Source organism: Paenibacillus sp. JCM 9796 (genome assembly GCF_055379675.1).
Map to the genome: position 1 here is coordinate 353434 of NZ_AP043723.1, position 22531 is coordinate 375964.

At 53.3% G+C, this 22531-nt stretch carries 29 protein-coding genes and 1 tRNA gene; 2 read left to right on the forward strand and 28 right to left on the reverse strand.

The window, feature by feature from the left end; translation table 11 throughout:
* Positions 1 to 72 precede the first annotated feature (72 nt).
* The 22 genes from ACZ439_RS01720 to ypeB form a co-directional block, all read right to left on the reverse strand.
* Positions 73 to 146: transfer RNA gene (locus tag ACZ439_RS01720), tRNA-Pro, on the reverse strand.
* A 219-nt stretch (positions 147 to 365) separates the two neighbouring features.
* Positions 366 to 638 carry an HU family DNA-binding protein gene (locus ACZ439_RS01725; protein WP_054797290.1) on the reverse strand — a complete coding sequence of 91 codons (273 nt, stop codon included), beginning with the start codon at positions 636 to 638 and terminating at the stop codon, positions 366 to 368.
* Positions 639 to 835: 197 nt separating this feature from the next.
* Positions 836 to 2314, reverse strand: coding sequence for a stage IV sporulation protein A (gene spoIVA / locus ACZ439_RS01730; RefSeq protein WP_054799577.1), 1479 nt, complete (start codon positions 2312 to 2314; stop codon positions 836 to 838).
* 261 nt (positions 2315 to 2575) lie between these two features.
* Positions 2576 to 3301, reverse strand: coding sequence for a hypothetical protein (locus ACZ439_RS01735; RefSeq protein ID WP_054799578.1), 726 nt, complete (start codon positions 3299 to 3301; stop codon positions 2576 to 2578).
* Entirely contained in the window at positions 3301 to 3651 is a 351-nt protein-coding gene (locus ACZ439_RS01740; protein WP_244932946.1) for a 2Fe-2S iron-sulfur cluster-binding protein, read from the reverse strand. The genes ACZ439_RS01735 and ACZ439_RS01740 overlap by 1 nt, the downstream gene beginning before the upstream one ends.
* A gap of 22 nt (positions 3652 to 3673) precedes the next feature.
* The gene (locus tag ACZ439_RS01745) at positions 3674 to 4282 is read right to left on the reverse strand and encodes a nucleotidyltransferase family protein (RefSeq protein ID WP_464620553.1); all 609 of its coding nucleotides are present in this window, start codon (positions 4280 to 4282) and stop codon (positions 3674 to 3676) included.
* Between the two features lie 19 nt (positions 4283 to 4301).
* On the reverse strand, positions 4302 to 4595 hold the full coding sequence (locus ACZ439_RS01750; RefSeq protein ID WP_127607955.1) for a 2Fe-2S iron-sulfur cluster-binding protein: 294 nt from the start codon (positions 4593 to 4595) through the stop codon (positions 4302 to 4304).
* Between the two features lie 12 nt (positions 4596 to 4607).
* Positions 4608 to 4787 (reverse strand): DUF2768 family protein, encoded by a 180-nt coding sequence (locus ACZ439_RS01755; protein ID WP_127607954.1) that lies wholly within the window; start codon positions 4785 to 4787, stop codon positions 4608 to 4610.
* Positions 4788 to 4899: 112 nt separating this feature from the next.
* A complete protein-coding gene (locus tag ACZ439_RS01760; RefSeq protein ID WP_127607995.1) occupies positions 4900 to 5163 on the reverse strand; it encodes a stage VI sporulation protein F in 264 nt (87 codons plus the stop codon).
* A gap of 121 nt (positions 5164 to 5284) precedes the next feature.
* Complete coding sequence (locus ACZ439_RS01765; RefSeq protein ID WP_464621181.1) at positions 5285 to 6334, reverse strand: NAD(P)H-dependent glycerol-3-phosphate dehydrogenase; 1050 nt, start codon at positions 6332 to 6334, stop codon at positions 5285 to 5287.
* A 25-nt stretch (positions 6335 to 6359) separates the two neighbouring features.
* On the reverse strand, positions 6360 to 6968 hold the full coding sequence (plsY, locus tag ACZ439_RS01770; protein ID WP_372812979.1) for a glycerol-3-phosphate 1-O-acyltransferase PlsY: 609 nt from the start codon (positions 6966 to 6968) through the stop codon (positions 6360 to 6362).
* Positions 6969 to 6973: 5 nt separating this feature from the next.
* Entirely contained in the window at positions 6974 to 8296 is a 1323-nt protein-coding gene (gene der / locus ACZ439_RS01775) for a ribosome biogenesis GTPase Der (protein ID WP_141335499.1), read from the reverse strand.
* Positions 8297 to 8436: 140 nt separating this feature from the next.
* Positions 8437 to 8628 (reverse strand): capping complex subunit for YIEGIA, encoded by a 192-nt coding sequence (locus ACZ439_RS01780; protein WP_127607952.1) that lies wholly within the window; start codon positions 8626 to 8628, stop codon positions 8437 to 8439.
* On the reverse strand, positions 8628 to 9545 hold the full coding sequence (locus tag ACZ439_RS01785) for a YIEGIA family protein (protein ID WP_127607951.1): 918 nt from the start codon (positions 9543 to 9545) through the stop codon (positions 8628 to 8630). The genes ACZ439_RS01780 and ACZ439_RS01785 overlap by 1 nt, the downstream gene beginning before the upstream one ends.
* 73 nt (positions 9546 to 9618) lie before the next feature.
* The gene (locus tag ACZ439_RS01790) at positions 9619 to 10245 is read right to left on the reverse strand and encodes a YphA family membrane protein (RefSeq protein WP_155614845.1); all 627 of its coding nucleotides are present in this window, start codon (positions 10243 to 10245) and stop codon (positions 9619 to 9621) included.
* Between the two features lie 69 nt (positions 10246 to 10314).
* The gene (gene fni, locus ACZ439_RS01795; protein WP_054797277.1) at positions 10315 to 11391 is read right to left on the reverse strand and encodes a type 2 isopentenyl-diphosphate Delta-isomerase; all 1077 of its coding nucleotides are present in this window, start codon (positions 11389 to 11391) and stop codon (positions 10315 to 10317) included.
* 31 nt (positions 11392 to 11422) lie between these two features.
* Positions 11423 to 12655: a 30S ribosomal protein S1 gene (gene rpsA / locus ACZ439_RS01800; protein ID WP_054799580.1), complete on the reverse strand. Its 1233-nt coding sequence runs from the start codon at positions 12653 to 12655 to the stop codon at positions 11423 to 11425.
* 95 nt (positions 12656 to 12750) lie between these two features.
* Entirely contained in the window at positions 12751 to 13332 is a 582-nt protein-coding gene (locus tag ACZ439_RS01805) for a lysophospholipid acyltransferase family protein (protein WP_464620554.1), read from the reverse strand.
* Position 13333: 1 nt separating this feature from the next.
* The gene (gene cmk, locus ACZ439_RS01810) at positions 13334 to 14014 is read right to left on the reverse strand and encodes a (d)CMP kinase (RefSeq protein ID WP_054797278.1); all 681 of its coding nucleotides are present in this window, start codon (positions 14012 to 14014) and stop codon (positions 13334 to 13336) included.
* Positions 14015 to 14149: 135 nt separating this feature from the next.
* Positions 14150 to 14368 carry a hypothetical protein gene (locus ACZ439_RS01815; protein ID WP_054797279.1) on the reverse strand — a complete coding sequence of 73 codons (219 nt, stop codon included), beginning with the start codon at positions 14366 to 14368 and terminating at the stop codon, positions 14150 to 14152.
* Positions 14369 to 14427: 59 nt separating this feature from the next.
* Positions 14428 to 15081, reverse strand: coding sequence for a flagellar brake protein (locus ACZ439_RS01820; RefSeq protein ID WP_464620555.1), 654 nt, complete (start codon positions 15079 to 15081; stop codon positions 14428 to 14430).
* Positions 15082 to 15262: 181 nt separating this feature from the next.
* Positions 15263 to 16621: a germination protein YpeB gene (gene ypeB / locus ACZ439_RS01825; protein ID WP_464620556.1), complete on the reverse strand. Its 1359-nt coding sequence runs from the start codon at positions 16619 to 16621 to the stop codon at positions 15263 to 15265.
* Positions 16622 to 16685: 64 nt separating this feature from the next.
* Between ypeB and ACZ439_RS01830 the strand changes: the two genes are divergently transcribed.
* On the forward strand, positions 16686 to 16898 hold the full coding sequence (locus tag ACZ439_RS01830; protein ID WP_155614842.1) for a hypothetical protein: 213 nt from the start codon (positions 16686 to 16688) through the stop codon (positions 16896 to 16898).
* A gap of 66 nt (positions 16899 to 16964) precedes the next feature.
* On the opposite strand, the gene prsW is transcribed toward ACZ439_RS01830, so the two are convergent.
* The 4 genes from prsW to ACZ439_RS01850 all read right to left on the reverse strand — a co-directional run bounded on the left by prsW (position 16965) and on the right by ACZ439_RS01850 (position 20684).
* Positions 16965 to 17657 (reverse strand): glutamic-type intramembrane protease PrsW, encoded by a 693-nt coding sequence (gene prsW / locus ACZ439_RS01835; protein ID WP_464621182.1) that lies wholly within the window; start codon positions 17655 to 17657, stop codon positions 16965 to 16967.
* Positions 17658 to 17749: 92 nt separating this feature from the next.
* Positions 17750 to 19297 carry a DnaB-like helicase C-terminal domain-containing protein gene (locus tag ACZ439_RS01840; RefSeq protein WP_236595932.1) on the reverse strand — a complete coding sequence of 516 codons (1548 nt, stop codon included), beginning with the start codon at positions 19295 to 19297 and terminating at the stop codon, positions 17750 to 17752.
* 106 nt (positions 19298 to 19403) lie between these two features.
* Positions 19404 to 20009 (reverse strand): genetic competence negative regulator, encoded by a 606-nt coding sequence (locus ACZ439_RS01845; protein WP_054797281.1) that lies wholly within the window; start codon positions 20007 to 20009, stop codon positions 19404 to 19406.
* Between the two features lie 294 nt (positions 20010 to 20303).
* Positions 20304 to 20684 (reverse strand): hypothetical protein, encoded by a 381-nt coding sequence (locus tag ACZ439_RS01850; protein WP_464620557.1) that lies wholly within the window; start codon positions 20682 to 20684, stop codon positions 20304 to 20306.
* A 118-nt stretch (positions 20685 to 20802) separates the two neighbouring features.
* Between ACZ439_RS01850 and ACZ439_RS01855 the strand changes: the two genes are divergently transcribed.
* Positions 20803 to 21717: a polysaccharide deacetylase family protein gene (locus ACZ439_RS01855; protein WP_127607993.1), complete on the forward strand. Its 915-nt coding sequence runs from the start codon at positions 20803 to 20805 to the stop codon at positions 21715 to 21717.
* On the opposite strand, the gene ACZ439_RS01860 is transcribed toward ACZ439_RS01855, so the two are convergent.
* Positions 21707 to 21931, reverse strand: coding sequence for a hypothetical protein (locus ACZ439_RS01860; RefSeq protein WP_127607942.1), 225 nt, complete (start codon positions 21929 to 21931; stop codon positions 21707 to 21709). The genes ACZ439_RS01855 and ACZ439_RS01860 overlap by 11 nt on opposite strands.
* Positions 21932 to 22525 (reverse strand): type II CAAX endopeptidase family protein, encoded by a 594-nt coding sequence (locus ACZ439_RS01865; protein ID WP_127607941.1) that lies wholly within the window; start codon positions 22523 to 22525, stop codon positions 21932 to 21934.
* Positions 22526 to 22531: the final 6 nt, after the last annotated feature.

The following is a 22531-nucleotide window of genomic DNA, read 5'->3' on the forward strand; positions in this document are numbered from 1 at the left end:
GTTAAAGAAGACCGCCAGCCCCGGCGTATGCGCTCATACGTCAAAGCTGGCGGTCTTCTTTCGCTTGCTTTATCGGAGTAGCGGGATTCGAACCCACGGCCTCACCCACCCCAAGGGTGCGCGCTACCAGGCTGCGCCATACCCCGTTCTACACACAGCACGCACGTTCCACTCGTGCATCACGATTATACTATGACCATAGCCATTCTTGCAACACTTTACCATCGATTCAGGCGGTCCCGTTATTCGCCGATTTTCAGCAAAAAGGCGCTCGAATCGATTCGATTCAAACGCCTCGGGCATTGTGTTACGATGATGACTGAGGGTCGTCTTATGTAGAAGACGCAAGCTTTCGTCCGGAACTCTTATTGAATACCGTCACGAAGCGCCTTGCCTGGCTTGAATGCCGGGATTTTGCTCGAAGGAATATCGATTTCTTCACCGGTTTGCGGGTTGCGGCCTTTACGGGCGGAACGCTCACGAACTTCGAAGTTGCCGAAACCTACGAGTTGTACTTTGTCACCGTTTTGCAGCGCTTCGGAGATAGCTTCGAATACCGCTTCAACAGCTTTGGTAGCGTCCTTCTTGGACAACTCGCTGGATTCAGACACTTTATTGATCAAATCGGATTTATTCATGCGATTCACCTCCCCCCAAAAATAAGCGATCATCCTTTATTTCCTTTGTTAACCGTTTACCCGAAAAATATACATCAGATGTTAGTTTCTCCCTAACAAATCAACCTTATAGTAATACAGGAGTAGCGCTTTTTCAAGTAAAATTGCAAAAAATGCACCGTGAGGGTGCATTTTCGCTAGTTTTTTATGCGTTTTCGTTACAAAATGATGGCGATCAAGCCGCCGGAACCTTCATTGATGATGCGCCCAAGCGTTTCTTGCAGCTTGTAGCGGGCATTATCCGGCATCATCGCCAATTTGCCCTGAATTCCTTCGCGTACGATGGAATGCAGCGAACGACCGAAGATGTCCGACTCCCAAATTTTAAGCGGATTGTCTTCGAAATCCTGCATCAAATAACGAACAAGCTCCTCGCTTTGCTTCTCCGTGCCGATAATCGGGGAGAACTCGGACTCCACGTCGACCCGAATCATATGAATCGAAGGCGCCGTCGCTTTCAGGCGAACGCCGAAGCGCGAGCCTTGACGGATCAGCTCTGGCTCGTCGAGCGCCATCTCGGCTAGCGTCGGCGGCGCTATACCGTATCCGGTCGTCTTGACCATCTCAAGCGCTTCGGCAAAGTGATCGTACTCGCGTTTCGCATGCGTGAACTCCTGCATCAGCTGCAGCAGGTGGTCTTTGCCGCGAATTTCGACGCCAACCACCTCCTGCAAAATTCGATCGTACAGCTCATCCGGCGCATAGAGATCGATCTCCGCCACGCCCTGACCCATATTCATGCCGGCTAACGCCGCTTTATCGATAAATTCGTACGCTTCGAAGTGCCCGACTACCCGGTCGACATCGCGTAATCGGCGTATGTCCTGCACCGTGTCGCGAACGGAATTTTCGAAGTTGGAACGGAGCCAGTGATTTTCCTCCAGCACCATGACCCAGCTCGGCAGATTCACGTTCACCTCATGAACCGGGAACTCGTATAACACCTCGCGCAGCACGGATGTAAAGTCGTCCTCTTGCATACTTGCGACGCTGACCGTTACGACGGGAACGTCGTGCTTGGCCTGCAGATCGCTGCGGAGCTGCAAAGCGCTGTCGCTTTGCGGTTTCGTCGAGTTTACAATGACGATGAACGGCTTGCCGACTTCCTTCAGTTCGTTGATGATGCGGTCTTCCGCGTCGATGTACGACGAGCGCGGTATTTCCGCGATTGTACCGTCGGTGGTAATCACTACGCCTAACGTGGCGTGCTCTTGGATAACTTTGCGCGTACCGATTTCCGCAGCTTCCTGGAACGGAATCGCTTCATCGAACCAAGGCGTGTTGATCATGCGCGGTCCGCTCTCATCCTCATACCCTTTGGCGCCCTCAACGACATATCCGACGCAGTCAACCAAGCGCACGTTGACGTTCAGCCCCTCCGCGACGTGAAGCTGCACCGCATTATTCGGTACGAATTTCGGCTCCGTCGTCATAATGGTACGTCCCGCTGCGCTTTGCGGCAGCTCGTCGGTCGCCCGAATACGGTCGGCTTCGTTCTGTATGTTCGGAAGCACGATCGATTCCATAAAGCGTTTAATGAACGTTGATTTTCCCGTACGGACCGCTCCAACGACCCCCAGGTAAATATCCCCGCCAGTACGCTCTGCAATGTCCTTAAAGATATCCACTTTTTCCAATGAGAATCCCTCCTACAGGTTGTTTAAGACGAAACTCGTACACGATTCGGACTAGTACAACTATATGTTTGGCAGCTAAAAATATGATGACAGGCTCTATAAAATATTTCGATCACTCCCTGCTGTCCTTTAAATTCGCCCGCATATGCGGCTTATGGTTCATCCCTGACAAATATATGTTCAGTTTCAGACCGTTATTCTAGCTCCGCGAAAAAGAAAAACCCCTATCACCCGAATGTCAGGTTAATAGAGGTTTGCGATTTACGGCGCCGTAATCGGCGTCGGTTGTCCGTTTATCCAGCGGTAGGCGAGCGATCGTGCCGGCACGAAGTAAGATTCCTGAACGAGCAGGGCCCTGAGGTCTTCCTCCTTGGTCAGCTTCGTCTGCAGCTGCTTTTTGTCGATCAGACGCATGATTTCCGGGGCATAGTCGATCGTCACCGTACCGGAATCGTGCAGCAAGTACGAAAGTCGCACATTCGGCGAATAGACGCTGTGCACATCGGCAGGCTTACGATTCAACTTAGCGAAATCGATCGAATGGAAGCCCGGGGCCACCGCATCGCCAAGAGGCAGTTCGCCCCCGTTTTTCGCTTTGTAATCGTCGACAGCCTTTTGCAGCTCGACCGTTTGCTGGAACGATATCAAGTCCATCATTTTCACAGTAGGTTTCGTTTCCACATCGACGAGCACGTACAAGGCGGTCCCCCCGTTCTCGAACGCATTCGCCGGAACCGAGCTTAAGTACGGACCTTTCAGCTTCTTGAAGTCGATCGGATATTTCTCATACAGCGGCGTCGTTTCTTCGCTGTTTTTGATCGGAAGCACGCCGGTCTTCGCTTTATATTGATCGATGGCATTTTGCACGACGAGCACGTACTCCCCGCTGGCCAATTGATTTTCTTTCCGCAATTCGTTCGGGTACATACAGCCGCTGATCCATAGCAGCAAGAACAGCAAGCCGCCGGCCCGCATCCAACCTTTCATCACCAGTCCTCCTCTTGTTGCTGATCCAGCAGCTTGCGGACCGCACTCTTCAACGGATCTTCCGGCACGGTCACGATCACCGGCGCTTGTCCATTCGCTTTCGCTTGGCAGGCGAGGCGGTATCCTTGCTCCTGAAGGCCGCCGAGTTTGTTGCGCTCGTTCGCATTCATCGGCTGCAGCCCGGTTTGCGCATCCGGATCAATGCAGACCTTGCACATCAAACAGGCCGCTTTGCCTGCGCAGCGTGTCCGTATGTGGACTTTCGCTCGCCGGGCCGCTTCGAGCAGCGTTGTGCCGGCCCTGGCAGGCGTCGACTTGCCGTCCGGCATAAACTTGATTTCAACGCTCACGGGTCCAGCCTCCTTCCCACTATCAAGATTCAAGCAGCGCAAATAGACGCCGGCGAAGCCGCTCGTCGAACCGATTGCGGTTCATCAAATCCGCCAACCCTGCAAGCTGCGCCTCGCGGCCCTCCCTGCGGCATGCCGCCGCAATCGCTTCATAGCGATCCGGACGTTCGCGGAGCACGTTGAATATAAGTTCGTGCACGAGGGGCATTAACCGCACGATGCGTCCGTTCCCAAGCGTATAGGTCCGTTCGAAGCGAGACGCCAAGTATTGCGCCTCGACCCGGTATTCGCTATCGTACGCGCGCACTTCAAACCCGCCGACAAGCTCGACATGAACGCCGTCCATGTCGTAGTGACTTAAGACGGAACGATAGATCGCCGTTTCGCTTTCTGCCTGCTCGTCCTTCGCATAAGCCGTCAACGCGCTGTGAACACCGCACACGTCGTTGCGGTCGACGTATATGTCGAGGTCGCGCGGTTGCGCCGAGAGCGCAACACCCTGCAGCAGCAGCCCTGTACTGCCTCCAACGAGCCAAAGCGCGTCAAGCGGCCGAAGCGCGGCTTCCAGCGCTTCCAGCGCCGGTATCAACGGCCTGGCCATTACTTTCGGTTGTTCCCCATTTGATTTCAACGTCTCATCATCTTCCTGCTTAAAAATAAGGTTTGTGCGTGACGACAACCGTTCCGGCCTGCTTCAACTTTGCCTGGCAGCCGAGCCGGTACCCTTCCTCGAACTCCTCTGGCTCGAGATTATCAAGTTCTTCATCTGTCGGTGCGTTCAGCTGGTCCAGCCCCTCGCTTACGAGACAACGGCAGCGCGAGCATGTTCCGCGCACGCAAGAGAAGCCCCAATCGACTTCGTGCTTCAGGGCCATATCCAGTATCGTATAGCCAAGCTCAGGCTCAACCGTTTTTTTCACGCGACGTCCGTTCAGCGTAATCATCCCGTTCTCCTCCTATAACATCGATGCCATCATATAAACGAGGATCGGAATAAACAGCAAAAAGGAGATTACGGAAAGGATCACCCGCAATGCCCCGGTCGTTCGGGTGCGCGCATACGTAATCAGCAGCGAAGCGACGATCATCAACCCGATGGCGATGAAAGAAGCCCACATTTTGTCCAAAGAAGACATAACGTCAATTCTACCTCCAACCCAACAGCAGTAATATAGTTTCATCATATCATAAAAAAGGCACGAGCGCTCCGCATTCGCCGCTCATGCCATGAATCTGTAAAATATTCCGCTATTTTTTCATGATCATTTTCATCAGCTGTTCCATGTTGCTCTCGTTCATTTTGCTGCTTTTGATCGCCTGGATCAATTCATTCATCGTTTGTTCGGACACCGGCACGTTCACCAAATTGGAAACTTGCTGGATCAACTGCTTCAGCTGGGCATCGCTTTGCATCGTAGACGGCTTCACGCCGCTTGCCAGCTTGTAAATATCTTTCTCCGAAACGTTTTTGCCGGTTTTTTTCTTCACAACGCCGAGCACTTCTTTCGACATGTTTTTATTGGCCACGGTACAACCTCCTCAGACTGGAATAACGCCTTAGCCCTTATACACGCTAAAGAGAAAGTCTGAGTTATTATATGTTGGCGCGCTTCGGTCGGTGTAGGCGGAAGTCCTACCTGAACCAGGGCGTTTGCGAAGAATCGGCCACTTCTTCGATTTCGTGCGTCCGTCCGCGCCCCATCAAATCCTCGACGGCGGCACGCGGTTCCTTGCCGTCGAACAATACGTGATGCAGCTCCGTCGTGATCGGCATCGCAATGCCAAACCGCTCCGACAATCGGTAAGCCGCCTGTGTCGTCTTGACGCCTTCCACGACCATCCCCATGCTCTGCAGCACTTCGTCCAGGCTTAAGCCCTGAGCGAGCAGCGAGCCGGCGCGCCAGTTGCGGCTGTGCTTGCTGGTGCAGGTTACGACCAGGTCGCCGATGCCGGCAAGCCCTGCGAACGTAAGCGGATTCGCTCCCATAGCGGTGCCAAGCCGGGCAATTTCCGCAAGACCGCGTGTCATCAGCGCAGCCTTGGCGTTGTCGCCGAAGCCGAGACCGTCGGACAACCCGGCCCCGAGAGCGATAATGTTTTTTAGAGCGCCGCCAACTTCGACTCCGACAACATCCGGATTCGTATAGACGCGGAAATAAGAATTAATGAGAACGTCCTGCGCCTGTTCCGCCGCTTCCTTATCGATCGATGCGACAACCACCGTCGTCGGACATTGCTTGATGACTTCTTCGGCATGGCTCGGGCCGGACAAGACTACGATCCGGTTCGCATCGTAGTGCGGAAGCTCGTCGGCGAGTACCTCGCTCATCCGCTTCAACGAGCCGGCTTCGAACCCTTTCGTCGCATGGACGAGCAGCGTATCCGGTTGGAGAAACGGATTCAACTGCTTGGCGATTTCTCTCATCGCCGACGAGGGCGAAACGATGATAACCGCTTCCGTACCGGTCACCGCCTCTTCCATGGATTCGGTTGCGCAAATGTTCGGCGACAAAGCCGCATCGCTCAGAAAGCGGCGGTTCCGATGGTTCGTATTGATCTCGCGCACTTGTTCCGTGTTCCGAGACCATAACACGACGTCACGTCCGTTCTCCGCCAGTACGGAAGCGATTGCGGTTCCCCAGCTGCCGGCTACCAGAACGGCCGTTTTCGATGCTTGAGCCATCATTTATGCACCTCCGGTGTTGAGATTAGAGCTGTCTTCGGCCGCCGAGCTTGTTTTCTTGACCTTTTAACAGCTTCACAATATTGCTGCGGTGCCGGAACCAAGCAAATGCAAATAACAGCAGACTGAGCGCCAAAATTTCAACCGGTTTTCCCATCACGGCTAATAAAATCGGTAATAGTGCGGTAAACAGAAGCGAACCGAGTGAAACGTAACGTGTGATTGCGATAGCCGCTATCGCGGCAATGCCGGCGTACAGCGACGGCAGGAACGCAAGCGTTGCCATAACGCCGATCGTCGTTGCAATTCCTTTGCCGCCGCGGAAGCCGAAAAATACCGGCCAATTGTGACCGACGATGACGCTCATACCCGCAAGCACTTGCACAAGCGGATCTCCGCCGCCAAGCGCGTATCCGATCCAAACGGCGGCGATTCCCTTCAGCATATCGAGCAGCAGCACCGCGATGCCCGGACCTTTGCCGAGAACCCGCAGCGTATTCGTCGCCCCGGCGTTCCCGCTGCCGTGCTGCCGGATATCGATGCCCTTCAACCATTTGCCTGCCAAGAAGCTAAAGCTGATCGACCCGAGCAAATAACCGATCACTATCGAAACCCATCCCCACACTGGAGTCACTCCCGTCAATCCTCCTCTGACTTGCGTCTGCTGAAGATGCGCAGAGGCGTGCCCTCAAAGCCGAACGCGGCACGGATCTTATTCTCCAGGTAACGCTCGTAAGAGAAATGCATCAGCTCCGGATCGTTGACGAACAAAATGATTGTCGGAGGCTTGACGGACACCTGCGTCGCATAGTTGATGCGCAAACGTCTGCCCTTATCCGTCGGAGGCGAGTTGATGGCCACCGCATCCGATATAACGTCGTTTAACACATGGGTCGGGATGCGCAGAGCGTGCTGCTCGGCGACCTGATCAACGACCGGAAGCAGCTTGTGCAGCTTTTGCTTCGTTTTGGCGGACAAATAAACGACCGGCGCATAGGTCATAAAGAGGAAATGATCGCGAATTTTTTGCGTGAATTGGTGCATCGTCTTATCGTCCTTCTCCACGACATCCCATTTGTTCACGACGAAAATCGCCGCTTTGCCCGCTTCATGCGCATAACCGGCAATATGCTTATCCTGTTCGATAATTCCTTCTTCGCCATTGAACACGACAAGCACGACATCGGCTCTTTCGATCGCCTTCATCGCCCGCATGACGCTGTATTTCTCCGTCGTTTCGTACACCTTGCCGCGCTTGCGCATACCGGCCGTGTCGATAATGACGTACTTTTGACCGTCTTTCTCGAACGGGGTGTCGATCGCGTCACGGGTCGTGCCGGCGACATCGCTGACGATAACCCGTTCTTCGCCAAGAATCGCATTCACGAGCGACGATTTACCGACATTCGGGCGGCCGATCAGCGCAACCTTAATAACGTCTTCCCCGTATTCCTCGTCTTGCGAATCCGGAAAGTGTTTGGTCACAGCCTCCAGCAAGTCGCCGATCCCGGTGCCGTGAGAGCCGGAGATCCCGATGATTTCACCGAAGCCGAGGCTGTAAAACTCATAAATATCGTCGACGCGCTGCAAATTGTCCACTTTGTTGACGGCGACGACAACGGGTTTCTTCGCCCGGTACAACAGTTCGGCCACCTCGCTGTCAGCCGCTGTCATACCCGTTTTGGCGTCTACCATAAAGACGATGACGTCCGCTTCCTCGATCGCCAGCTCCGCTTGCATCCGGACGGACCGCAGAATCTCGTCCTCGCCTTCGATCTCGATCCCCCCGGTATCAATGATGCTGAACTCTTTATCTAACCATTCCCCGCGTCCGTACAAACGGTCGCGTGTGACACCCGGCTTATCTTCTACGATAGCTATTTTGTCTCCGATAATCCGATTGAAGATCGTCGATTTGCCGACATTCGGTCGGCCGACGATCGCAACGACTGGCCTTGCCATGAACTTCATTCCCTTCGTAACCACACACTGAATATGTCTAAAGCGATGCAAATCTGCCGTTTTCGCGCACGCAATTGAGCATTTTGGGCTTTGATATTATATCAAAATATAGGATACAAGTAAAACATGGAAAGGACGGGCTATTCCTTCCCTCCGCTATGCTTGACGATAATCATCGTGCCGTTCTGTAGATCGTGCGCCGATGCATCCAATATTTTTTCCAGCTTAAATGCCGTTTGCTGCTGATCCTGTTCATTCTCGGCTACGAAAATCGGAGCGCCCCCGCCGACTTTCTCCTTATGCAGCGTGACAACCGCCATGATTTGCCCCATCACACCCCCGCCTTTCCGTTATGTTCCTGCACATCCGCTTCGCTCGGCATGCGAACCGCGCTTTCCAGAATCGGAGAGCGCAATGCGACGCGGCGGGCTTTCTCGGCATCTTGCTCCTGCGGCAATATGAGCACCGCCAGCCTGCCGTCCTTCATGTCCAGCTTGGCGAGAGGTACCAAAGAAGGTTCGCCTTCGTCTCGATATACGCCCATAATCGTGGAGACGTCATGCAATATCGCCTGCCTTTGCCCCGGATTGGCGAGCGTCACTCGCGCATTTTTGTTTTTCGGCGTAAATACGAGTCCAAGCGCGCGTTCGCGTATGACGTTCTGGGTGTCTTGGAGCCCAACGTTCATGATGTAGATGTCGTCGACGAATAAATTCGGGCCGTCCAAACGCACATGACCTAGCGACACATCCGCGATGTGTGCAAGATTTTTACCCGTCTTGAAATATTGGGTGATCGTCATGGCGGCTGCACCCGCGACAAATCCCCAATACCAGGGCACGATGATGCTGAAGAACGCGGTCGTAAACGCCGTGAAGATCACTAAATAGTTGCGCCCCTCGAACACCATTGCGATCCCTTCAATATAAGTGGATCCGCGGGGGACAAGCTCCATGCTGTCGATTTTGCTGAGGGTTTGCCGTTCCATGTTGCGGACGTCGCGGAATTGCTGTGCCGCCATGGCCAGGAACGTGATGGCCGTGTAGTTTTTTTCAAGCAGCGAGGGAACGGCCACAGCTCCCAGCCCGGCGGCAATGACGCCAAGCGAGAGGTGAATGATTTTGCCGTGCGGGTAAGTCGGATATTGCCGGTAATCGGTTCGCAGCATCGTCAACCGGGCCGCTATGCCGAATACCACCCCCATCACGATCCCCACCGTAAACTTCTGGTCTGCAATCCATGTCCACATGTCGCTGCCTCCTGCGCTCTAGCGATGATGTTGGTGTCGGCTCCCCCGTCTCAAGGCCGTCTGTCATTCCCGGCTAAGGCTTGCGGGTTCGCAACGTATCCGTGACGAGCCGCAACGTTTTTTTGCCTGCGGCGAGCAGCGACTCCAGGCCCAGGGAATAACCGCGGGCCGCAAACGCCGTTAACCACCAAAAGTCTAACAATGACGGCGTTCCGAACACCAGCTCTCCCTGATCCCGATGTGCGTACAAGTACATGCCTTCGCCGATCAGCAGCGCGGCTGCGAGCGCCGCCAGCTGCAAGGCCGCCGACCGAAGCAAAACCGCGTCGATGATCCCGATGAACAGCGCCATCGTCGCCTGGACGTTCCAGACAATCAGCGAAGGCATTAAGTGAAGCGTCTCCCTAAGAAAAAAGTAAACGGAGCCCATCAGCAGGGCCACCGAAAACACGTGGAGCTTCAGCATCATTCCCTTCGTACGCAGCACCGTCACCACCCCTGTCAAGATCAGGACGCCGATCGCGCCATTCACGGTGACAGGGCCCCAAGCGAAGCTTACCCTGGAAGCCAGGATCCATGAAACAAAAAAAAGAAGTAGACTCGTAGGAGTAATACCTCTTAATATGATGTCCTTCCACCCACTGGCGAATAAAATCAAAGAAACGACAACGAGCAATAAGGACAAATAACCCGCATTCATTCGCGTTCACCCGCAGAAAAAGCTTATTCCTCTCTTTTTCCTTAGTATGGCTGGTTGTATGAAATTTTATCAATGCTGGAAGTAGCCTTGCCGTGAAGCGTACTGGCGAATATCGATGTCTCTCGCTTGACACCATACGGCGTTTTCGCCCGTTATGACGACCGGCACGCGATGCAGCGCCGTTACAGTTCCGGCCCCAAGCGCCGTCATCAATAACCGCAGGTCGTCATGAAGCGTCTCGATGTGTCGGATCAAGGCTTCGGTGCCCTGCGTACGAAGCGTCCTGAGCAGAGCACCCGCCATCCCTACGCCGGAAGCCCCCAATACAAGCGCTTTGCAGACGTCAAGCGCGTTAGAGATGCCTCCGGTTGCGATCACATCCACGCGGTCTGTCCCTGTTCGGCGCGCCGCCTCCAGCACTTCTAGAAGGGCTATGCTCGTTTTCATACCCCAGTCGTTCAGCCAGTCAAGTGCCGAATCCCGCCGGGCGTTCTCAATCGCAGCAAAATTTGTGCCGCCCGTTCCTCCAATGTCAATCATCTGAACGCCGGCTGCGATTAACGCTTCCGCACTTTCCCGTGCCATGCCAAAGCCGACTTCCTTCACCATAACGGGAACGCCGACTTCGCTCACGATCCGACTGATCCGCTCCAGCATACCGGTAAATACGCGGTCCCCCTCCGGCATAATCAGCTCCTGCATGACATTCAGATGAATTTGCAGCCCATCCGCCCGCAGCATGTCGACCGCCTGCAGCGCTTGCTCGAGCGTCGCCTCGCTGCCCAAATTGCCAAACACGATACCATTGGGGTTCATCTCTCGTACAATGCGGTAACTGGCAGCGACCTCCGGGTTTTTGATCGCTGCCATTTGCGAGCCGACGGCCATGGCAAGTCCCTGTTCCCTGGCCGCAATAGCGAGCTCGCGGTTGATTTCTTCCGTTTCCCGTGCTCCACCGGTCATCGCATTAATAATAATCGGCGAACTCAAGGAGAGTTCGCCGATCCGTGTTTGCAATGCGATGCGTTCAAGCGAAGTATCCGGGAGACAATTGTGGATCAGCTTGATGTCGTCAAAGCCGTTCAATCCGCTTTGACCAAGCTGCAAAGCATGATGGACATGCTCCATTTTCCGCGGTATGCGCACCCTAGACTCCTCTTTTCCATCAATCGCTAGCTTATTTAAATTTGCTCAGTTTGTCGCCGAAACGCTCGCCGAGCGTCAAGTTCAAACCGTTCATTTCTTCATGGGAGACCGATTCTCTTTCGCGTTTCGGTCCGCGCTCGCCGCGTTCGCGCTCCGGTTTCGCCTCACGGGCCGGCGCCTCTTCCGTTTCCTTGATGCTTAAGGAGATGCGCTTATCGTCCGGGTTCATGTCAAGCACCTTAACCTGAACCTGCTGGCCTTCTTTCAATACTTCATGAGGAGTCCCGATATGACGGTGCGAGATTTGAGAAATGTGAACCAAACCTTCAACGCCTGGTGCCACTTCGATGAATGCGCCGAATTGTACGAGTCGTTTCACGGTACCGGTCACGATGTCGCCGATCTTGATGGTGTTCTTCACTTGCTGCCAAGGGCCAGGCTGCGTGGCCTTGATACTGAGGGAAATCCGCTCGTTCTCAGGATCGACCTTCAGCACCTGTACTTTGACCTGATCGCCTTCTTTCACAACTTCGGAAGGTGTCTCGACGTGATGCCAAGCCATTTCGGAAATATGAACCAGGCCGTCAACGCCGCCGATATCCACGAATGCGCCAAACTGCGTCAAGCGTTGTACGGTTCCGTTCAATTCTTGTCCGACCGTAAGCTTAGACAGCGTTTCTTTCTTCACCGCTTCGAATTCTTCATCCAACACGTCTTTTTGCGAAAGGATGACCTTGTTTTTCTCACGGTCCATCTCTTTGACGCGCAGGCGCAAAGAACGTCCTTTGTAGTCGCTGAAGTCTTCGACGAAGTTGCGCTCCACCATGGATGCCGGTACGAAGCCGCGCAAACCGACGTCTACGACCAGACCGCCCTTGACCACTTCCGCGACCTTCGCTTCAAGGATCGTTTTGTTCTCCATGTCGGCAGCAAGCTTCTCCCAAGCTTTCTCCCCTTCGATCGCGCGTTTGGACAGCACAAGCGTTTCCTTATTATCGTTAATCGTGATGACTTTCAATTCAATTTCCTGACCCACTTCAACGACTTGCGTCGCGTCGTCCACTTGTACGGACGACAATTCGCGTACGGGAACGATGCCGTCGTACTTATAGCCGACATCTACAACCGCTTGCTCGGAATCGACTTTAATGACTTTGCCTGTGACGATATCGCCCTTCTTCAGAATGTTGACGTTCGCCATCGATTCCTCTTGGGATACCTCGGCAGCTTGCACTTCTTGATCAACTTTGGTTTCTTCAGACATGATCAAATACCCTCCTTAACAACCTAACGACATGTAATGGTTTATTTTTAGAAAAAATTACTTCTTTTATCATTTCTTAAGTATGCCACGAATTCTCATTTCGATTCGTGACGACGAACCATCTCGCGAATGACCGTCATAATTTTGTCGGTTGCTTGCTCCAAACCTTCGGAACCCGCATCCGCAAACTCATTGATATCGACCGCTGGGCCGTACACCACTTTCATCGGACGAAATAACGAATAATTGCCGATAATGGCCGCCGGAATAACGGTAGCGCCCGATTTAAGCGCCAGGCTTGCCGCTCCCTTCTTGCCCATGCCTCCCGCATTGCTTCGAGTCCCTTCCGGGAATACGCCGATAATCTCGCCATTCTTCAACAATTGCAGCGACAATCGGATCGAATCCTTACTGACTCCGCCACGCTTAACCGGAAACGCTCCGATGCGCGGCAGCACCTGCTTGAGCACGGGAAGCTCGAACAGTTCGGCTTTCGCCATGTAGTGCACCTTACGTTCAAGCAGGCTCCCAAGAACGGGGGGGTCCCAATTGCTCGTATGATTGGCGCACAATACGACGGCGCCTTCCTTCGGAATGTTCTCTCTCCCTTCCGCCTTCAAACGGAACATGACCGAGAACATCAAGCGAAACACACCGCGTAAAAAACGATACAGCATCCTACTTCCCTCCACCGATACGGCTCTTGCACAGCTCCAAAATGCGATCCACCACTTCCGGAATCGTCATCTCGGTAGTATCGATCAACACGGCATCCGGCGCCCTCTTCAAGGGCGAAACTTCGCGCTGCTCGTCCATTCGATCCCTTTCGGCAATATCCTGCATCAGCTGCTCCAGCGAAACGTCCGGCTGCGTATCGGCGATTTCTCTCAATCGACGCTCCGCTCGAATCCGCACGCTTGCCGTCAAAAACACTTTTACTTCCGCATTCGGCAGTACATGGCTTCCGATGTCCCGGCCGTCCATGACGACTCCCTTGCCCGCCGCCATTTCCTTCTGCTTACGTGTCAGCACCTCTCGGATTTCCCCAATGGAGGAAACTCTCGAAACATTGCCCGTCACTTCTGCGGATCGAATGAGGCCCGTTACATCCCGTCCGTCTACAAAGACGGTCTGGCCGTTCTCACCCGGAGTCAAGCGGATATCGGTTCGCTTCGTAAGGGCGATCATCTCCGCCGTTTGTTCGTCACCCAGGCCTTCATCTAGAATCTTCCATGTCACAGCGCGGTACATCGCACCGGTATCGACATAAACAAAACCTAGGTTACCCGCCACCAGCCTTGCAATGGTGCTTTTGCCAGCGCCGGCCGGACCGTCGATTGCGATGTTAAACTTCTCCAAGTTGCGGCCTCCTAACCCGTTAAAGCGGACGAGCGATCTGAAAAAAAAACAGGCCGAAGCCTCGAACGTAGAAAATTATACCATAGTTTTCTTCAGAAATGCAAAACAGGGCCTCCATGCCTACCCCTTATCGAATTATTTCGTCCGGGAAGATACGTACGGATTCCCCTCCAGCCGTTCCACTTTCACGAGCAAATGCCGAAAGTACGGGATTTGCAGAATGGCCTGAGCACATATGGTAGCGGAGAGCAGCACGATCAGCACGATCGCCAAAACTCTCTCCACCCGTTTTGAGAACAACAAGAAAAGGTCTTCGTACCTACGGCTTGCAAGTTTATCATGCTTTCGGCTCATTCGAATCACTCCGCCTCTGGGATGCGGCTAGTTTCCCCGGCGTTTGGAAAATTATGCATTTATTTTTTGCGGCAATCGAGCTGCCGCTCAAAGCAATAACGAATGACTTTCTGACGATCGCGGTCCGAAATCTCCGAGTATCGCATCATGACTTGCTGCCTGCCGGTTTCGAGCTTTTTCACGCGAACAATCTCGCTTTTGAATGGGACGTGTTCAGTTTGACCGTTCTTGAACGGCACCAGCAGCCAGCAGCTCACCATCTGTCCCGACCCGACCGGAATATAACCGTCGCACAAGAATGAAATCCCGCCGCCGCCGACATCGTCCGTCATCGAGACGAATTGAAACTGATCGGAGTACTTAACAGCGATCTCAAGCTCGGCCGGCACGCGCAGAAAGTTGCGGCGCTGCACCTTCGTGATCGATTCCGGCTCGGGCTTCTTAATGTGCACAAGACGTATGACGTCATCGGAGAAACCGAGCACCGATGAGTTGAAATAATTTTTCACCCCGCCGTCCGTCAAGTAATAAATCGACATCTCGTCTCCTGAATACAACCGCTTCAACCGTCCTGACTGCTCGCTGATCGGCACTTCCATGCTAATATAGGCGTCCGTGATGTCGGCGATTCTGGATTTATATTCCTGCTTCGCCTCTTCTTCGTCGATGGAATTGACTTGTATATGTAAAATCTGATTGACTTTCGGAAGCAACGTTGCACACCTCCTGAAGGATGATTGGCGGTTCTTTGGAACTAGTACCACCTTACTATTATATCACGCCAGGAAAATATGGGAAGCATGAATATCCAGGGACTTGTACCCTGGCGGCAGCGCTCGTGGCGCTTGGCTTGCATAAAGAAAACCCGGATTGGATTCCGGGTTTTCTTCCCTGTTATTGCCGGGCTACCTGCGCTTCTTCAGCGCGAATTTGATCGATCTTCTCTTCGACGCCCGAGTCCGCATTTATGTAGATCCGGTATAAGCCTCCGTTGACCCGACCGATGAATTGGTAGCATAGCACTTCTTCGTCGAGCTCGTTACGAATGAGCGCCTGGCGGACGCTTTCCGCCTTAAAGCTCGGACTTAACGTCTTCCTCGCTTCCTCTGGAGTCAGTTTCGGGGCGGCGAGCTGGCGTTCTTTCTTGCCAAACACGTAATCGGTCGCCTCAAGTCCCGTCACATCTCCATTGTCGAGCGCCACTTTAACGGCAACCTTCTCCAGATAATTGATAACGTCACCGTTGCGCGAAGCGAAGGTGATGTTGGCCAGATTGCCGTACTCGTCATAACTGACCGCGGTCATATTCCCATAGCCGTGCTCGTCCAGAAATTGCGCCGCGATATCGCGGGCTTGCCGAAGGTCCAGGCTCTTGGTCGCCACGTCGCGCGAAGCGTTATACCATAGCAGCTGCCCTCCGATTTTGGAATAGTCCATGTGTACGCCGTCGTTTGTGCCCGGCTTGGCTACAGAGGCGCTGAACGATTCGTATTCGGTTCCTGTCCCGTTCTCCACCACCTGAACGGCGTTCGGGTCCTGCACGCCCACAAATTGTGCAGCCTTCCGTTTGATATCTTCAGCCGTCACGACCGAACCGGACAACATCTTCATATCCCGCTTCTGATACATGCTCATGACGGCGGGACTCCAATTGATCTCCGGGTACTCGCTCACTTTTTTGTCCATGGTGGCGAAACCGTCGATAATCGCATTATCTTGCGGTTCTTTCTCCGAGGCCAGCGCCAGCTCAACATCCATCCAGCGCAGGTTTTTCGCCATAACGGTCGACTGCACCTCGCGAAGATCCTTGGAGATTTGCGTCGCATGCTCGTAGAGCGTATTCAGCGTTTTCAGCTCGTCATCCGTCAAAGGCTGCTTGCTTAAGTCGCGAACCGCCGCACGATAGGAGAAATTGGACATCTTAGCCAGAAAATCCTCGGTTTTGTTGAAAGGAAGCAGGGTAAGCGGCAGCTGGCTGATCTCGTTTTGCGCCTGGCTCGTAATGCGCCATACGTTGATCAACCCTTTTTTATACGCGTCCTGAGAGGTGGAATTAACGGCCAACGTATTGCCGATCTCCGTATGCAGCTTATCCACATGGAACGAAAGATCGTGAAACGCACGCTGATATTGATTTTCCGCCTTGATCAGGACGGAGTTTTTCTCCTGATGCTCCAAGTACCCCCAGAAACCCGTTCCGATAAGAGCCACGAGCAAAATCGGAAACATCACGATGCTTAGCCTTTTGTACATGTGCGAACAATCTCCCTTCTTCAGCCAAACTTGGGCTTAGTTTTCGCCTGAAGGCAGTTGCTTTATGCAAGATGCGGTGCATGCAAAAAAACCGGCCATCGCGGCCGGCTTTTTCTACCGATTAAAAATCGTTCATTTCGATTTCGAAATCATGATCGTTGCTGCAAATGCACTGTTTGAAACCCGTATCGATTTTCCCTTTTTCTTTACGGCCTCTCAAAATAAATTTCTCGCCGCACAAATTGCAGCGAATAATGACTTTAACACGCGAATTTAGGGCGTTCATGGGGCGTCCTCCGGGTCTCTTTATATAATAGGCTACTACCTATTATTGACAATCGACCTAAATTTTAACCCGCTCCTCACGCGTCGCCATCCGCAGCGGCGATTTGGCGTTGGCTCGTTTCACCTTCAACAAGCTGCGCAGCCATAAGAACGTCATTAACGGGATCATGAACCAGACCCAGTAATTTTTGGAGACGAATAACGTATAGTCAAACACGCCGTGCCAGAAGAACGGCAGCCATAATGCCATCGCCAAATGCCTGCTCGTTCGGTCGGAAGAAAATTTGGCTCTGCCGAAATGATACCCCATCATCACGCCGAACATGGCGTGTCCCGATACCGGCAGGAAGGCGCGCATCAGAAGCGCCGTGAAGTCGTAATCATTCAAAAAAGCGTACAATACGTTCTCCAAGGTGGCAAACCCTAAAGATACGGCGACCGCATACACGATACCGTCATACGGCTCATCGAAATTCGTATGTTTATAAATAATAAAATAGACGATAAACCACTTGAAAAATTCCTCAGGCAGCGATGAGGTAAGGAACGAAAACACGAACGGATGATCGCCTAAGCCTTGCACCAGGGTGCGCTGCAGCACCATAACCGGAAAGACGAGCAGCACGCCGAAGAAAAACAGCTTCAGCACGAACGAGATCGGCTCCGGATCGTACCGGTCCTTCAAATAAAAATAGGACAGCAGGGCGACACCCGGCGCAACGGCTGCAATCAGAAGTGACAGTATGCTCAGGTGCGATCCCTCCTATCCTCGGTTTCCTTCATGAGTTCATTATAGTCATTTTCGTTGTATAATGCCATCACCTCTTAGCGGATCGAAAGCCTTTACGCACCCTCCGGTGCGACGGGGCCAGCCTTACCGGCCTCCGTTACGGCTTCAAACCTCGCCTCTCGCTGGTTAAAGCGAAGCGGTACCCGGGCAAGCGGGCCGTTGCGATGCTTAAGCAGCTCCAGCGCGCAATTTACGACGCAGCCGTCCGTTTCTTCCGGCTCGCCGTGCTTCAAGCCGAGGATGACATCCGCAGATGCTTCTACGCCTTCCGGCAGCTTCTCGGAGCCCAGGTTGGACGGAATCGCGGCCAGCACCGGCCCTCCCCACTCCCTGGACCATTGCTTCAGCACATAGGCCAGCATCGTTTGATGCTCCGCGACCGATTGCGGCTGCCGCTGCAAGCCGGTCGTAGGCACGCGGTTCAAGTGGTCGATGAAGACGACAGGCGTCCGGCCGGCGATGCTTGCGATCCTCTCGATCGTAGCGAACACCCGGTCCATCGATGTTTCCAGCGAACACTCGATCGTCCACATCCATTTGCTGATGAATGCGTACTTCTTGTTCGCACGGCTCACTTCGTCCGGCGAAGCTTTGCCGCTCAGCACGCGATGCGGCTCTGTACCGATAATCCGGGCGATGCTGCGGGCCCACAGCTCGAACGCAGTCATGTCCCATGACACGTACACGACAGGGATTTGCGAGAAAGCGATCTCGTCGGCAATTTGCTTCATCAGCATCGTTTTGCCGGAAGACGCCCCTCCTGCGATAAAATACAGCCCGGCACGAAGTCCGCCGATCAAGGCTTCATCCAGATTCGCGATTCCCGTCGTAATACCGGACACTTGGCCGCGGTAACGTTTCATATATTCTTCCGTATAGGCGGTAATGTTCTTCACATCGGGCGCAATCGGCAGCAGCAGCGCTTCCTCCATCGTTTCGTTCAGCAACTGCATGAAGGTGTCGAGCGGATTTTGCACCCGTACAAAGAAATCGTTCACATCCCGAATGGACTCGGGCAAATTGACGATAAACGTTTGCTTGCTGATCCCTTGCAGCTGACCTTCGATTTTCGCGCTTTCCCTTCGCCCCAGCTCGTCGTTGCCCAAGCAAATAAAAACCCGCTTATCCCGCAGCTTCTCCAGATGAGCATCCTTGAAGCTCATCCATGCCGAAGCGCAGACGGCCGGCAGTCGGGACTGCGCCAAGCTCAGCACATCGAAGATGCCACCGCATAATATGACATCTTCCGCCTGCTCGAGCACCGGTTCATTAAACAAATAATCTTCGATCCCGAGCAGCGTCTTATATTTGGGTTCGCGGTTATCGATCGTACGTCCGATCAAATCGACGGGAACGCCTTCTTTATTCACGATCGGGATAATGATCCGATTCTCAAAGTAATCGCCCAGTTTCCCGGATTGGACGTAAAATCCGATCTTGCCCGGCTCGAAGCCGATTCGGTACTGCTCGACGGTTTCATTCTCGATGCCTCTGCGCCGCAAATAATGGTTCGCATCATCGCGAAGCTGTTTTTGATAATGGGACACCAGCTCTTCCAAGTCGAAAGTTGGCTTCGCCGCGCTCATGTTCGTTCCGCTCACCTGTCTAGTTCCTCCCCGCAAAAAAAGCATTCCTCAAAAACAGATCGTTTTTGCGAATGCTTTACCATGTATCTTATGCATGGAAACGGTAATTCCCGATAAAGCTTTATTGAAATTTAGCGCAAAGCGTTCCGACGGCGTCCTCGGCGATAACCGTCTTGCCGTATTCTTCCAGCACCGCTTGCGTAACTGAAGTCGCTTCCCCGTATTCCGACAACACGGCCACGACGGACTGCAGCTTCTTCTCGTCCATCGGTTCTGCATCAAGCAGCAGGATCCACTTGTTCTTGTAAGCGTACAACGTTCCTCCGTCAGTCAGCATCGGTCCGATGACTTTGGCGAGCCTCAACAAATCTTCGAAGTCATGAAACGCATACGTTACTTGATCCGTCTCATCCAACGTTAATTCCAGCTCGTACACTTCTTCTTCAAGTTCGTCTTCCAGCGTATCGTCAGATGAATTGAAGTTCATTTTCCCCCGCGTTACGATGACCATCATTCCTTGCGCCGGCATAGCGAGAACTTCCACGGCAAGCGGCCCGGTTGCGTCAAATCCTAGCTCCATATAAGCTTGATCCATCATTTCGCTGAACAGCTCATGAACCTTCGGGATTTCTCGCCACATGTCATCCTTCTGAATGCCGCGCTCCGTTAAGTCATCGAATGTGAGGAATATCCGTATCTTGTCCTGACTTAAACGCTCCATTTTCATACTGGATTCCTCCCTTGCCGACTTTAATAACAGCTTATGAAGTTTAGTTTATAAAGGTGTGCCGTGGGTCGTACGACAACCGCATCTGAATTAGGGCAGGCCCGATTTCTGCGGTCCTTGGACATGGATAAGAAAAGCTTGTATTCCATGCTACGACTATTATATCACAAACCCGCAAGAAAAGAACGGTTACCCTCTGAAAAATAGGCAAAAACATAAAAAGACACGGAGCACGTCCCGCTTGGGAACGACTCCGCGTCGATTGCAATCGAAAATGTGTGAGTGATTACCGTATTAGTGCGCGCGCTGCTCGCTTTTCTGCGAATTGCCCGCCATAATTTCGTCTACCGCCGCTCTCAGCTTCGGATCCTGGTTGACGATATCTCCGACCTTGTTCAGGCCGTCGGCCTTGAACAAATCTTCATCGATCGCCGTCTCTTTTTTATTCGATTTTTCCGCACTCGCGGTAGTCGTCGAAGCTTGTTTGAAAGAAGGCTGCGCTTCTGCCGTATTCTTCTTGGAGTTGCCCGATTGATTGCCGGTCGCGTTCAAGAAGCTGCTGGCCAAATCGCTGCCAGTCCATGCCGACCACGCAAAAGGTTTCGTCTTGTTCGCCACATAAATCGCCGCAGCAGCCCCAACGAGCCCGCCGAACAAAAATGCTCCCAGTCTCATAGCCATCCCTCCATTGTTGTGGTGTACGATTATATTTTCCGCTAGGAGCAGGGTAACCATGCATGATAAAATCAGGAAGTCAGTTAACTATTACGAAGACGGGAGTTTGAAAACGACAATGACTCACAAGATCCGGTTCACCTTCTCAGCAGCGGTCGCGCTGAGCGCCCTGCTCGTCGTGTCCTGCTCGAATTCGCAGCCGGCAGCGGCGCCTGTGCAAACTCCAGCCCCGGCGGCTACGGACTCTAAGCGGAACGCTGATTTGACCGCGCCGACAACCCCGGCCGCTTCCGACACACCGAACGTCCCGGGCGGCAGCCGCTCCGGGGAGACTGCCGCAACGAGCAACCTCGACAAGCCGGACCCTGCCGCCCCTCAGCCCGCGGCTAAAACTTACAGAATGAACCCGAAAACGTACGATATCGTTCCGATAGACGCGGCCGCGCACACGAAACAAGTCGTGCTTCTTACGTTCGATGACGGGCCCAAAGATTTGGAGCTTAACCGCTCGCTGCTGGATACGCTCGACAAGCATAAAGCGAAAGCGATTTTTTTCCTGAACGGGTACCGGATTAAACAGCATCCGGATATTGTCAAGCTCCTTGACGAGCGCGGACAAACGATAGGCAATCACTCTTGGGATCATATCGACCTGAAGAAGGAAAGCAAAGAGAAGGTCGATCGGCAAATCGGAGATGTGCAGCAAGCGGTAAAAGCGATTACGGGGAAAGCCCCGGCTTTCTTCCGTCCGCCGTTCGGCTCGGGAAGCGAGGAAGTCAGGGCTAAAGCCAAAGAGGAGGGGCTGCTGTACATGACGTGGTCCAACGGCTCCAAGGACTGGGAAATGACGGTAAAAAATAACAGTCCCGAGCAGGTTGTCGCAAACGTTCTCGAGCAGCTTCGACCCGGCAGCAATATTTTGATGCACGAGCTGCCCTGGACCGCGGAAGCGCTGGATACGCTATTAACCCGCTTGGAAGAACGCGGATACGCATTCGTCGATCCGCAGTCCATCGATACGGCTATGCATTGATCCGCTGCCAGCCCCACACCAGCAGTCCGGCGACAAGCAGTACAAAAATCCAGAGCAGCGACCGATAAAAGAAACGCAGCCATTTTTCTTTCTCTGTCGGATGGACCACTTTGCGCGGCGGCAAATAATGATCCTCGGGAACATCGGACCCCGCCCTTGTTCCCGATTCCGGCTGTGTATGAGGCCGGTCGGCTAGGATGCGTTTGACGCTCATTTATGACTCTCTCCTGTACCTTAGAATGCACCCCATCGTGAAATCGATGAGAAAATGGGCGACGATCGGCGTCCAAAGCGATCCGGTTTGGATATAAATCCAGCCAAGTCCGTAACTGATGCTGAAGACGAGACCCGTCATCAGCCAGTGCTGCAAGTATCGGACGTGTATGGCCGCGAACAGAATGCTTGTCCAGTAAGGACCCCAGGAAGCCTGAATGGCGCCGCGAAACAGCAGTTCTTCACAAAGCGATACGACGAGCGATATGAGGGCGATGTGCCACAACGGCCGGTTGCGGAACAGCATCTCGTTAATGCCCCCGTCGTCCGTAACTTCCGGCGGCACCCATTGTGACACGAACAAATCGACGGCGAGCACGGCCAAGGCGAATAACACGCCCCACACGGCGATGCTCACCCCCGGAGCGGTGGAGAACATCGATAGCAGGTCCGGCTTCTGAAAAAACATGACGATAGCCGCGATCAGCAAAACGATCAATTGGGTAATATACAAATTGATCAGCAGCAGACGGTCGTTCATCTCCTGGATGTTGACCCGGTGAAACTTTAGTTGCTTAAAGTTGAATTTTTTCATGATGAT

What these genes read in the sequence shown, in the direction of transcription:
- ACZ439_RS01725 (WP_054797290.1), bottom strand. Translation starts at nt 638, where the DNA reads ATGAATAAATCCGATTTGATCAATAAAGTGTCTGAATCCAGCGAGTTG.
- ACZ439_RS01735 (WP_054799578.1), bottom strand. Translation starts at nt 3,301, where the DNA reads ATGAAAGGTTGGATGCGGGCCGGCGGCTTGCTGTTCTTGCTGCTATGG.
- ACZ439_RS01750 (WP_127607955.1), bottom strand. Translation starts at nt 4,595, where the DNA reads ATGATTACGCTGAACGGACGTCGCGTGAAAAAAACGGTTGAGCCTGAG.
- ACZ439_RS01755 (WP_127607954.1), bottom strand. Translation starts at nt 4,787, where the DNA reads ATGTCTTCTTTGGACAAAATGTGGGCTTCTTTCATCGCCATCGGGTTG.
- ACZ439_RS01760 (WP_127607995.1), bottom strand. Translation starts at nt 5,163, where the DNA reads ATGTCGAAAGAAGTGCTCGGCGTTGTGAAGAAAAAAACCGGCAAAAAC.
- ACZ439_RS01765 (WP_464621181.1), bottom strand. Translation starts at nt 6,334, where the DNA reads ATGGCTCAAGCATCGAAAACGGCCGTTCTGGTAGCCGGCAGCTGGGGA.
- der (WP_141335499.1), bottom strand. Translation starts at nt 8,296, where the DNA reads ATGGCAAGGCCAGTCGTTGCGATCGTCGGCCGACCGAATGTCGGCAAA.
- ACZ439_RS01780 (WP_127607952.1), bottom strand. Translation starts at nt 8,628, where the DNA reads ATGGGGCAAATCATGGCGGTTGTCACGCTGCATAAGGAGAAAGTCGGC.
- ACZ439_RS01785 (WP_127607951.1), bottom strand. Translation starts at nt 9,545, where the DNA reads ATGTGGACATGGATTGCAGACCAGAAGTTTACGGTGGGGATCGTGATG.
- ACZ439_RS01790 (WP_155614845.1), bottom strand. Translation starts at nt 10,245, where the DNA reads ATGAATGCGGGTTATTTGTCCTTATTGCTCGTTGTCGTTTCTTTGATT.
- rpsA (WP_054799580.1), bottom strand. Translation starts at nt 12,655, where the DNA reads ATGTCTGAAGAAACCAAAGTTGATCAAGAAGTGCAAGCTGCCGAGGTA.
- ACZ439_RS01805 (WP_464620554.1), bottom strand. Translation starts at nt 13,332, where the DNA reads ATGCTGTATCGTTTTTTACGCGGTGTGTTTCGCTTGATGTTCTCGGTC.
- ACZ439_RS01815 (WP_054797279.1), bottom strand. Translation starts at nt 14,368, where the DNA reads ATGAGCCGAAAGCATGATAAACTTGCAAGCCGTAGGTACGAAGACCTT.
- ypeB (WP_464620556.1), bottom strand. Translation starts at nt 16,621, where the DNA reads ATGTACAAAAGGCTAAGCATCGTGATGTTTCCGATTTTGCTCGTGGCT.
- ACZ439_RS01830 (WP_155614842.1), top strand. Translation starts at nt 16,686, where the DNA reads ATGCAAGATGCGGTGCATGCAAAAAAACCGGCCATCGCGGCCGGCTTT.
- ACZ439_RS01845 (WP_054797281.1), bottom strand. Translation starts at nt 20,009, where the DNA reads ATGAAAATGGAGCGTTTAAGTCAGGACAAGATACGGATATTCCTCACA.
- ACZ439_RS01850 (WP_464620557.1), bottom strand. Translation starts at nt 20,684, where the DNA reads ATGAGACTGGGAGCATTTTTGTTCGGCGGGCTCGTTGGGGCTGCTGCG.
- ACZ439_RS01855 (WP_127607993.1), top strand. Translation starts at nt 20,803, where the DNA reads ATGACTCACAAGATCCGGTTCACCTTCTCAGCAGCGGTCGCGCTGAGC.
- ACZ439_RS01860 (WP_127607942.1), bottom strand. Translation starts at nt 21,931, where the DNA reads ATGAGCGTCAAACGCATCCTAGCCGACCGGCCTCATACACAGCCGGAA.
- ACZ439_RS01865 (WP_127607941.1), bottom strand. Translation starts at nt 22,525, where the DNA reads ATGAAAAAATTCAACTTTAAGCAACTAAAGTTTCACCGGGTCAACATC.